We start from the raw sequence: 9,534 nt of genomic DNA, 5'->3' as shown, positions 1-9,534 counted from the left end.
CCGCCCCCCCTGAGCCGCCGCCTCGCTGGAGGAATCATTCCTCCACGACGACCCTTCTCGCTGGAGGAATCATTCCTCCACGACGCCCCTTCTTCCGGAGGGGCCGACATGGCAGGGAGGAGGGGGTCACGCGGTGCCGCGGGACGGCGCCAGCCGCCCATGGGGTGGTGAGTCCGCGACCGCCATGAGGAACGCCACCTGCTCGGTGGAGAGGCTCGCGGCGTCCATGCCGAAGCAGGTCTGAGCCGCGGACTCGAGTCCCCTCGTGCCTGGGCCGAAGTACAGGTCCCGGGCGAGCACCTGTGTCAGCTCGGCCGCGCTCCAGTGGCGTGTGAGCCTCACGGTGGTGGCCCAGGACGTCAGATGCCACAGTGCCATCCCCTTGCGGGGCTGCTCCTCTCGCGAGAGCCACAGCCGGGCGACCCGCCTTGCGGCCTGTGAGCCAGGGTGTCTCCAGCGCCGCTCGTGGAAGGCCGCGAGGGTATGCCAGGGCCAGATTGCCTCGACGGTGGGCGGCAGCTCCTCTCCGAGGCCCATCCACAGGACCGCGCGTGTCGTCTCCGTCAGTGCGCTGGATGGAGGAGCGGGGGGCAGCGCTCCCACTTGCGACAGGCCGTAGCGATAGAGGCCCTCTACCGCGGCAAGGGGCCCCAGCACCCACAGTGCGGCGGTGAGCCCCAGCCATCGCAACAGGCGCCGAGTCCAGCTTCGAGAGGGTTTCCCTCGCATGCAGGGACGGGCTTGCAGCGTTCAGGCCAGGGGGCGGTGGGCCCGCTTGGGTTCGTGAGGAACCTGGCTCTCCGCGACGAGGCAGCCGAGTGATGGAGATGGCGGGCGCGCGGTGCATGATGGTGCCGCATGAGCGAGGTGCGTGACAGCGAGGCGGGTGAGAAACCGAGCGGCGTCGACCCGTCGGCCCCGCACGAACTGGCCGGAGCGGCGCGGGTCGCGCTGGAGGAGTTCGGCCGCGTCCAGCCATCCGCCATCGCCGAGCTCTTCCTCTCCGCGCGGCTGCGATTGACGCTGGAGTACGAGGTCAGCGCGGGCACCTTCGCGCTGAGCCACGGACTCGAAATCTCCGCCGCGGCGCGGGTGTGGGAAGGAGAGCAGCACGGCTTCGCGGCGGGGCCCGTGGGGTCCGCGCGAGAGGTCCGGGCCGTGCTGGAGTCCGCGACTCGCCGGCTGGGCACGGGCGCGCGGGTCCCCATTCCGCCTGCTCCGGTGTCGGCTGGACCGCTTCCTCCCTGGCCTCCGGAACCGTCCATGGAGCGCGCGAGACAACAAGCCGAGCACATCGCGCGCACGGTGGTTCCGCACGGTGTCGTCGTGCAGGCCCTGGTGCTCACGCGGCGCACGGTCTGGTCCGCGCTGCTGCGAGGCGGCGGCGCCGAGGGCGCTCACGTGGAGTCCACGGAGGAAGCCTTCCTCCGCTGTGAGACCTCACGAGGTGCCGTGGTCGACGCCGTGGCGCTGCCGCCAGATGACGACGAAGCGAGCCTCGTCCCCCTGCGCGAGCGGCTGACAGAGGCCGTCTCCGCACTGGAAGGTCCCACGGAGCCCGCGGACCCGGCCCTGCCGCTCGTGCTCCGCCCGGCGGTGGCGGCCCCGCTCGTCGCCGGCCTGTCGTGGCTGCTGCGAGGCGACGTGGCCTCCGCGACTCCGGCCCTGGCGCGCGCCGTGGGGCGCAAGCCGTTCCCCTCCGTGCTCTCCGTGGAGGACGACCCGCTGCATCCCCTGGGCACGCGCCGACGAGAAGTGGACGACGAGGGCCGCCCGGCCCGAGGCGCGCGACTCGTCGACGAGGGCCGGCTGATGGGCTTCCTCCACTCGGGCGAGACGGCGGCGCGGCTGGGCGCGGAGCCCAATGGCCGGGGCCTGCGCGAGGGCACCTCGCCACCATCACCCGCGGCCATCAACCTCTTCATCGTCCCGCGGGGCGACGCGCTCCCCGCGAACTACACGGAGCTGACCACCCGTGTGGAGACCTTCACGACGATGCCCCGCCCCGGCACGGTGTCCCTCATCGCGGGAGGATGGGAGGTCCGTGACGGGCAGCGGGTGCGCCGCATCGCTCCCATGGAGCTGGACCTGCCATTGCTGGAGACGTTCCGCGCGCTCCGGGGCGTGGGGGCGGACCTGACGTTCTTCCCCACCGCCGACGGCTGCGGCACCCCGACGCTCGTCCTGCCCCCGCCTCGCGGAGGCTGAGTCCCGAATCATGGTCGGGCCGCACGATTCGACGCCGTGCGGCCGGCATACCGGAACGGGAGCCCAAGGCGGTACACTCACCCGTACCCGCGCACGCGGAAGGCCACGGCGGCGGCGCGCGCCCTTTGAGGAGACACGAGATGCGGATGCATTCATCGCAGGGCGGAGCCCACGCACTCCCGGGTGAGCGCGGAGTCGCGGCCCTGTGGCCCGCGAAGTCCACGGAGCTGGTCGGCGAGTCGCGCGTGCTGCGCGCGCTGCCCCGGGTGGAGCTGCGCCGGGTGGGCCCCTTCGTCTTCTGCGACCACTTCGGCCCGGCGCCCTCCGTGCGCGAGGTCATGGACGTCCCCGCGCACCCCCACGTGGGCCTCCAGACGGTGACGTACCTCTTCTCCGGCTCCATCCGGCACCGCGACTCGGTGGGCTCCGTGCAGGACATCCACCCCGGCGACGTGAACTGGATGACCGCCGGCCGAGGCATCGTCCACGCGGAGGAGGTCCACACCGGCCCGGATGCCCCGCCGCTGCACGGCGTGCAGACGTGGGTGGCCCTGCCCCGCGAGCACCGGAACACCGAGCCCGCCTTCACGCACACCCCCGCAAGCGAGCTGCCACTCTGGGAACGCCCGGGCGCGCGGGTACGCGTCATCGCCGGAAGACTGGGAGACGCGGAGTCGCCCGTGTCCACCTTCCACCCGCTCACGTACCTCGACGTGGAGCTCTCCGCGGGCGCGGACGTGTCGCTGCCCGTGGACCCCTCGCACGCGCTCGCGCTGTACGTGGCCCAGGGCCAGGTGTCCGTGGGCGGCAAGTCCGTGGACCGCGGCGTGCTCGCGCACCTCGACGAGGGCACCCCTTCGCTGCCGCTCCAGTCCCAGCAGGGCGCGCGCCTGCTGGTGCTCGGGGGCCTGCCGCTGCCGGACCCGCTGGTCATCTGGTGGAACTTCGTCGTGGACAGCGTCGCCGAGGGCCGCGCGCGCTTCGCGGACTGGGAGGCCGGGCGCTTCCCCTCCCTCGCACCCTGACGGCCGCCGACACCGAGGAGGCGCGGCCAGGGGCTCCCCGCGTCCTCCCCCCAGCAGGCGGCCAGGCCGGCGCGCATCCGCAATCCGGTGCATGCTGCGCCCGGCACGTTGCTTGAGGGGCCGCGAGCAGCGGCACCCCGCCACGGCTTCTCGGGAGGACACGGATGTCGGGTCAGTCTCTGGCGGCGAAGATGCTGGAGGGCGCGCGCGAGTGGGCGAAGCGGCTGCCCTCGGCGCTCGCCGGTGACGTGGCGGTGGACATGGGCCGCAAGCGGCTGCGCCTGTCCCACGCGCGCGTGGAGCTGGTCGTCCGCCAGTTGCTGCAGAAGGTGAAGCACTTCGAGCTGCGCGAGTGGACGGCGCTGCCCGAGGTCTACGACGTGCGCTTCGCCGTGAAGGGCTGGAAGCTGCGCGTGCAGGTGACGCTGGAGCGCGTGGAGCTGGCCTCCGGGCGCTACAAGCTGTGGCTGCGCACGCCGGGCGTGGTGGAGCTGGAGGAGTCCCGCACGGCCTCCTCGCTGATGATGGGCGTGCTGCGCGCCGGGGCGGGTCAGGCCGCGCTGCGCGCGCTGGCCGAGCGCCTGCTCCCCCCCGGCATCCGCTGGGACGGCAAGGTCCTCTACGTGGAGGGGAAGCTGCCCGCGGAAGGAATGCTGCCCGCGAAGCTCTTCGACAACGCCTCGCTGGCTGTGTCCGTCGAGCACTGCCCCGAGGGCCTGTGGCTGGGAGCCGAGGCGTGGCCCAGCCTGGTGGACTTGCTCCAGGTCCTGTTCGGCACGGAGCTGCCTCGCACGCCTCCGGGCACCTGAGCGGCTCCCAGTCCTCGGGCCTACTTCGCGGAAGGAGCCCGGTACGTGCCCGGCGTCGTCCGGGCCGCGACGTTCAGCCGGTTCCACGCGTTGATGGCCGCCACGGCGCCCGTCAGGTCGGCCAGCTCCTTCTCCGAGAAGTGCGGCTGCACGGCGCGGTACACGCTCTCCGACACGTACCCCTCCGTCAGCAGCGTCACCGCCTCCGTCCACGCCAGCGCCGCGCGCTCGCGGTCCGTGTAGTAGGGGCTCTCCTCCCACGCGTCGAGCCCGTACAGCCGCTGCTCCGACTCGCCCGCCGCGCGCAGGTCCTTCCAGTGCATGTCGATGCAGAACGCGCATCGATTGAGCTGCGACGTGCGCAGCTTGATGAGGTGGAGGAGGTTCGCCTCCAGCCCGCACTCGTTCAGGTACCGCTCCAGCCCCATCATCGCCGAGTACACGCCGGGAGCCACCCTCGCGATGTTCATCCGCTGCTTTTCCATGTCGCATTCTCCGATGCGCCAGGGGAGTTCGATGCCCCGGCGCGCACGCTTGCTCTAACGGGGGGCCCCGCACCGCACGAGAGCCACTTGTGCGCGAAGGGATGGAGCCACTTCTCCCGGCTCAGCCCAGGGCGCGCGCCAGCCGCGTGACGGCCTCGGCGATTTCCTCTTCCGGGACACACGCGTAGCCGAGCATCAGCCCCCCGCGTCCCCGCCGCTCCAGCCGGGAGGAGGACAGGGGAATGACGGCGACGCCCGCGTCGGTGGCACGCGCGGTGGCGGCGTGCTCGTCGCGGCCCTCGGGAAGCCAGCCGATGAGGTGCATTCCCGCGGGCAGGGGAGCGAGGTCCAGCAGCCCCCGCAGCTCGCGCCGCCCCGCGTCCAGGAGCGCCTCCTGCCGGGCCGCGTAGAGCACGCGCATGCGCCGCACGTGACGGCTGAAGTGGCCCTGGCTGATGAAGTCCGCGAGCACCGCCTGCTCCAGCACGGGCGAGTACCGGTCCGCGAAGTTGCGGGCGGAGCGAAAGGCATCCACCAGGGGCTCGGGCACCACGAGGTAGCCCAGCCGCAGGGCGGGGGACACCACCTTGCTGAAGGTGCCGGTGTGCAGCACGCGCGCGTCCGCAGCGAATCCCTGGAGCGAGGGCAGGGGCCGGCCCACGTAGCGCAGCTCGCTGTCGTAGTCGTCCTCCACAATCCACGCCTTCGAGCGCGCCGCCCACGCCAGGAGCGCCTGCTTGCGCCGCTCGCTCATGGCCACCCCGAGCGGGAGCTGATGCGACGGCGTGACGACGGCGAGCTTCGCGTCCGGGCGCAGGCGCAACCCCGCCTCCACGTCCAGGCCCTCGTCGTCCACCGGCACGCCCACGAGCGTGGCGCCCGCCGCGGTGAGCGCGCCCCGGGCGAGGAAGTAGCCCGGGTCCTCCACCCACGCCGCGTCGCCAGGGTCCAGCAGCATCTGCGCCGCCAGGCTCAGGGCCTGCTGCGTGCCGTTGACGATGAACACCTGCTCCGGGACACAGCGCACGCCGCGCGCGGTGGCGAGGTAGTCCGCGACGGCGCGGCGCAGGGGCGGGTAGCCCTCCACCGGCACCGGCGACATCATGTCCCGCCACGAGCGCCGCCAGCGCGCGTGCAGGAGCCGCCCCCACAGCTCGCTCGGGAAGGCGTCCAGCGCCGGCAGCCCCACCCGGAAGGCCATGCGGCCCGGGGGAATGCCGTGCCCGGGCGCGGGCAGCGCGGGCACGGCCGCCAGCGCCGCGCCGCGCCTCGACAGCACCGGGGGCGCCACGCGCGCGGGCTCGCGCTCCCGGACCGGAGCGCGCCGCGCGGCCGTCAGCCGCTCCGGCGGCTCGCGGGCCACGTACGTGCCCGAGCCCGTCTGTCCGACGAGGTAGCCCTCCGACAGGAGCCGCGCGTACGCGTTGAGCACCGTGTTGCGGGACACGTCGAGCTGCTCCGCCAACGCCCGCGTCGACGCCAGGCGCGTGCCCGGCGCCAGCCGGCCCGCGAGGATGGCCGAGCGCAGCGCCTCCACCACCTGCGCCTGCAGCGGCGCCCCGGTGGACGCGTCCAGCACGAGCGTGGGCGCCGCCATCACCACGGGCCGCTTCCGGCGTGTGCGCTTCGAAGTCACTTCAGATTCACCTCGGTGATGACCGGAATCACCAACCATCACTCAGATTAACGACCCAATCGGGATAGCTCTGTGTCGTAGGCATGAGTCCAGGAACACCCGTCTGGGTCGGGTGTCTGGGGGCCCGGCGGGCCTTTCCCGCCGGGAATCAGGGTCCGGGCCGCATCGCCCGGGGGAAGAGACGGGGGAGGAAAGCATGTTCGGGCTGCCGTGGTTCGACCTCATCGTGGCGCCGGTGTGGCGCATCCGTGACGAGGGGGGCACACGCGACAGGTTGCTCCAGGCCGCCAGCGGGCTCCTGCGGGAGCAGGGCCCCGGCGCGCTGACGCTCGAGGCCGTCGCGCGGCGCGCACATGTGAGCCGTGGCACCCTGCGCTACCACTTCGGCGGCAAGCAGGGGCTGGTGGAGGCCCTGGTGCGTGAGCAGCGCGGCCCCACCGCCGCGCTGCGCGCGTTGCTGAAGTGGAAGCAGGGCGGCCGCGGGCGCGTCAGCGGCCCTCGCCGTCCCACTCGTTCGCGCGTCCCTCGAGCGGCCCCCGCTGGGGACGCACGACGCAGAAGCGGTGACCGGTGGGCGCTTCCATGACCCACCAGCGCCGGATGAACTCCACCCGCTTCGCGCCCAGCGCCTCCAGCCGCTTCACCTCGGCCTCGATGTCATCCGCCTCGATGTCCAGGTGCACGCGGCTGGGGTGGTCCACCTTCTGCACCAGCAGCAGCGTCTCCCCCTCCCGCGTCTTCAATTCGCGGTAGGTGGGGCTGTCCGGGTCGGGCGGGAGCACCGCCCGCCCGAAGGCGCGGCTCCAGAACTCCGTGGCGGCATCCAGGTCGTCCACCTTGCAGTCGATGACGAACGTGCTGAGCCGGCTGCGGTGCATGTCTCCTCCCAGGCAGGGACGGGGGCCGTACGTGCCCTCCGTGTGTGGGTCTCCGGATACAGCGTGTACCGGCTCCCTGGAAGGCAAGGGGGCGGAATTCTTCGTTTCTGGCGCCAGTTCCACCTCACGGCTGACAGCCTGTGGATATTCGGGGCCTTCCACATTCGACTTTGGCCCCCTGACAGGCTAGAGCCTGCCCGGTCCCACGTTGGGACAGGAGGCGGCCTCACAGCCGCACGTAGAAAGAAGAAGCGACATGGCGACCGGCACCGTGAAGTGGTTCAACGACGCGAAGGGCTTCGGCTTCATTGCCCAGGACAATGGCGGCCCTGACGTGTTCTGCCATCACACCGCCATCCAGTCGGACGGCTTCAGGACCCTCGCCGAGGGTCAGAAGGTGGAGTTCGAGACCCGGAAGGGCCCCAAGGGCCTCCAGGCCGAGAACGTCCGCGTCGTTGGATAGAGCGACAGCTCCAACACCCGTCAGCCCGGTCTCCGCTCAGCGAGGCCGGGCTTTTGTTTTCAGTTAGGGAGGCTCAATGCAAGGAAAGTCCACCAAGCGCCAGAAAGAGCAGGCGCGCAAGCAGCACCAGCAGGAGAAGGACGCGAAGCGCGAGGAGCGCAAGCGCGTCAAGGCCGAGCGTCCGACGCGCCAGCCCGGCGACGTCGACCCCGACATCGCCGACATCGTCCCCGGGCCCCAGCCGCCGCTGGAGTACTGAGGTCTCCGGGCTTCCGCTCTTCTCCTGTATCCTTGAAAATCGCGCTTAATCCCTGAAGCGCGACATCAAGGAGAAGAGATGAAGAGCCCCTCTGGATACTTCCAACGGGCGGCCCGCGCCGCCCTCCTCCCGGTGTTGTTCCCCGTGCTGTGGTTGGGGACGGCGTGTGGCGAGCCGTCCCAGGGGGACACGCGGGAGGCGCCAGTGGCCGCCCAGGAGCAGGGCGCCTCGGACGCGAACCTCTATGACTCGTTCACCCGGGCCAACAGCACCACGGGCCTGGGGGGACTGGAGCAGGGGAGCCAGACGTGGAGCTACACGCCCGCCGGTACGGCGTGGGGCATCAACTCCGGCAGGGCATACCTCGCCACGGATGACGCCACCTGGGACGACCACTACGCCACGGTGAACGCCACCGCCAACGCGCGCGTGCTCGTCACCCTGGCGTCGCTCGGCCAGTACTCCGGCCTCACCTTCCGCTTCATCGACCGTGGCAACTGCTGGAAGCTCGCGACCGACACGGGCCTGGGGAGGTACTTCCTCACGCGCTTCCTCGGCGGCACGCAGACCTTCCCGCTGCAAATCAACCAGGCGCCCGTCGCCGGTGACGTCCTCGAGGTGCGCACGTCCGGCACCCGCATCGACGTCTACATCAACGGCGTGCTGAAGGGCGGCGTCAACGACGCCACGCACCAGACGGCCACCCGCGTGGGCCTGCTGTCGAGCCAGGACAACCTCGCGCGCTTCGACGAGTTCAAGGTCTACACGCAGGTGGGTACGCGCGACGCCACGCTGCAGCCGTTCCGCTCGGACTCCGTGTGGAACCTGCCCATCGGCAAGGGCGCCCTCTACGCGGATACCACGGACCCGGCCACGCGGGACTTCATCGCCACCAGCATCGGCGGGATGACCATCAACGCCTGGGCGAACTGGGACCAGTACTCGCATCCCATCACCCTCGCGTCCTCCAGCGACCCGTGGGCCACGGTGACGGACTACAACGACTCGTCGCGCAGCGGCGCCTACAACATCCCGGCCAGCGCCACCATCGCCACGGGCAGCGACAAGCACATGCACATCATCCACCCCACGCGCCGGTACATCGACGAGGCGTGGGACACCACGCGCCTGTCGTCCACGTCCTACCGGGTGGGGCGCCACCACCGCATCGACCTGTACGGCTCCGGCCTGGGGCCGCAGAACGGCGTGCGCGCCTATGGCGGCTCCGCGGTGGGCGGGCTCATCCGCGCCTGGGAGACCACCCCCACGCATCCCAACTACACGGGGAAGATCCAGCACGCGCTGGCCGTCGCCATCGACCGCGTGCAGCTCTATTACAGCTCCGGGTGGAGCGGCTACGACGCCAACGGCTACGGCACCGCGAAGGGCTACGTCTGGCCCGCCACGGAGCAGGACTGGGGCAGCGAGTCGACCTACAAGGGACAGGTGCCCATGGGCGCCTACTTCGCGATTCCCCCGTCCGTGGACATCAACGCGCAGGGCCTCACCGCGGAGGGGAGGATGGTGGCGCAGGCGCTCCAGGACTTCGGCGCGTACGTCACGGACGCCACCGGGGCCACGTGGGCCTTCTACGTGGAGCCGACCGCGCCCTCCTCGTTCGTGAGCAACCTCCGCCGCGACGCGCCCAAGCTGCGCTCGCTGCTGCGGCGGGTGACGAACAACAGCCCGAGCACCCCCAACGGCCCCGGCGAGCGGCGCGTCCCCATGCTGCCCGACCTGGCGCCCCTGCCGTGAGGTAGCGGCACGAAGG

11 protein-coding genes are annotated in these 9,534 nt (G+C 71.7%); 7 read left to right on the top strand and 4 right to left on the bottom strand.

Translation table 11 applies throughout. The features are described 5' to 3' along the window. Positions 1-126: 126 nt before the first annotated feature. Positions 127-690, bottom strand: a complete 564-nt coding sequence (locus HG543_RS13125) for a transglycosylase domain-containing protein (protein ID WP_169345075.1) — start codon at positions 688-690, stop codon at positions 127-129. A 168-nt stretch (positions 691-858) separates the two neighbouring features. Here HG543_RS13125 and HG543_RS13120 point away from each other — a divergent pair, with 168 nt between their 5' ends. The 3 genes from HG543_RS13120 (at position 859) to HG543_RS13110 (ending at position 4,042) form a co-directional block, all read left to right on the top strand. Continuing rightward, positions 859-2,208: a metallopeptidase TldD-related protein gene (locus tag HG543_RS13120; RefSeq protein WP_169345074.1), complete on the top strand. Its 1,350-nt coding sequence runs from the start codon at positions 859-861 to the stop codon at positions 2,206-2,208. A 140-nt stretch (positions 2,209-2,348) separates the two neighbouring features. Continuing rightward, positions 2,349-3,233, top strand: coding sequence for a pirin family protein (locus HG543_RS13115; protein WP_169345073.1), 885 nt, complete (start codon positions 2,349-2,351; stop codon positions 3,231-3,233). A 164-nt stretch (positions 3,234-3,397) separates the two neighbouring features. Further along, a complete protein-coding gene (locus HG543_RS13110; RefSeq protein WP_169345072.1) occupies positions 3,398-4,042 on the top strand; it encodes a hypothetical protein in 645 nt (214 codons plus the stop codon). A 20-nt stretch (positions 4,043-4,062) separates the two neighbouring features. Here HG543_RS13110 and HG543_RS13105 read toward each other — a convergent pair whose 3' ends face one another. Together HG543_RS13105 and pdxR are read right to left on the bottom strand one after the other, a co-directional pair. Next, complete coding sequence (locus HG543_RS13105; RefSeq protein WP_169345071.1) at positions 4,063-4,527, bottom strand: carboxymuconolactone decarboxylase family protein; 465 nt, start codon at positions 4,525-4,527, stop codon at positions 4,063-4,065. A 121-nt stretch (positions 4,528-4,648) separates the two neighbouring features. Beyond that, positions 4,649-6,163, bottom strand: a complete 1,515-nt coding sequence (pdxR, locus tag HG543_RS13100; RefSeq protein WP_343073342.1) for a MocR-like pyridoxine biosynthesis transcription factor PdxR — start codon at positions 6,161-6,163, stop codon at positions 4,649-4,651. Positions 6,164-6,359: 196 nt separating this feature from the next. Here pdxR and HG543_RS56995 point away from each other — a divergent pair, with 196 nt between their 5' ends. Then, the gene (locus HG543_RS56995) at positions 6,360-6,749 is read left to right on the top strand and encodes a TetR/AcrR family transcriptional regulator (protein WP_169345069.1); all 390 of its coding nucleotides are present in this window, start codon (positions 6,360-6,362) and stop codon (positions 6,747-6,749) included. Here the strand turns inward: HG543_RS56995 and HG543_RS13090 are convergent. Next, complete coding sequence (locus tag HG543_RS13090) at positions 6,652-7,041, bottom strand: VOC family protein (RefSeq protein ID WP_169345068.1); 390 nt, start codon at positions 7,039-7,041, stop codon at positions 6,652-6,654. The genes HG543_RS56995 and HG543_RS13090 overlap by 98 nt on opposite strands. A gap of 256 nt (positions 7,042-7,297) precedes the next feature. Here HG543_RS13090 and HG543_RS13085 point away from each other — a divergent pair, with 256 nt between their 5' ends. From HG543_RS13085 to HG543_RS13075, 3 genes are all read left to right on the top strand, one after another. After that, the gene (locus HG543_RS13085) at positions 7,298-7,504 is read left to right on the top strand and encodes a cold-shock protein (protein WP_169345067.1); all 207 of its coding nucleotides are present in this window, start codon (positions 7,298-7,300) and stop codon (positions 7,502-7,504) included. Positions 7,505-7,580: 76 nt separating this feature from the next. After that, positions 7,581-7,763 (top strand): hypothetical protein, encoded by a 183-nt coding sequence (locus HG543_RS13080; RefSeq protein ID WP_169345066.1) that lies wholly within the window; start codon positions 7,581-7,583, stop codon positions 7,761-7,763. A gap of 78 nt (positions 7,764-7,841) precedes the next feature. Further along, complete coding sequence (locus HG543_RS13075) at positions 7,842-9,518, top strand: hypothetical protein (RefSeq protein ID WP_169345029.1); 1,677 nt, start codon at positions 7,842-7,844, stop codon at positions 9,516-9,518. The last annotated feature ends 16 nt before the right edge of the window (positions 9,519-9,534 follow it).

The sequence above is a fragment of the Pyxidicoccus fallax genome (assembly GCF_012933655.1).
Lineage (GTDB): Bacteria > Myxococcota > Myxococcia > Myxococcales > Myxococcaceae > Myxococcus > Myxococcus fallax.
Note: the sequence above shows the minus strand (reverse complement) of the source record. Positions and strands in the feature narration are given on the sequence as shown.

What these genes read in the sequence shown, in the direction of transcription:
- HG543_RS13120 (WP_169345074.1), top strand. Translation starts at nt 859, where the DNA reads ATGAGCGAGGTGCGTGACAGCGAGGCGGGTGAGAAACCGAGCGGCGTC.
- HG543_RS13115 (WP_169345073.1), top strand. Translation starts at nt 2,349, where the DNA reads ATGCGGATGCATTCATCGCAGGGCGGAGCCCACGCACTCCCGGGTGAG.
- HG543_RS13110 (WP_169345072.1), top strand. Translation starts at nt 3,398, where the DNA reads ATGTCGGGTCAGTCTCTGGCGGCGAAGATGCTGGAGGGCGCGCGCGAG.
- HG543_RS13105 (WP_169345071.1), bottom strand. Translation starts at nt 4,527, where the DNA reads ATGGAAAAGCAGCGGATGAACATCGCGAGGGTGGCTCCCGGCGTGTAC.
- HG543_RS56995 (WP_169345069.1), top strand. Translation starts at nt 6,360, where the DNA reads ATGTTCGGGCTGCCGTGGTTCGACCTCATCGTGGCGCCGGTGTGGCGC.
- HG543_RS13090 (WP_169345068.1), bottom strand. Translation starts at nt 7,041, where the DNA reads ATGCACCGCAGCCGGCTCAGCACGTTCGTCATCGACTGCAAGGTGGAC.
- HG543_RS13085 (WP_169345067.1), top strand. Translation starts at nt 7,298, where the DNA reads ATGGCGACCGGCACCGTGAAGTGGTTCAACGACGCGAAGGGCTTCGGC.
- HG543_RS13080 (WP_169345066.1), top strand. Translation starts at nt 7,581, where the DNA reads ATGCAAGGAAAGTCCACCAAGCGCCAGAAAGAGCAGGCGCGCAAGCAG.
- HG543_RS13075 (WP_169345029.1), top strand. Translation starts at nt 7,842, where the DNA reads ATGAAGAGCCCCTCTGGATACTTCCAACGGGCGGCCCGCGCCGCCCTC.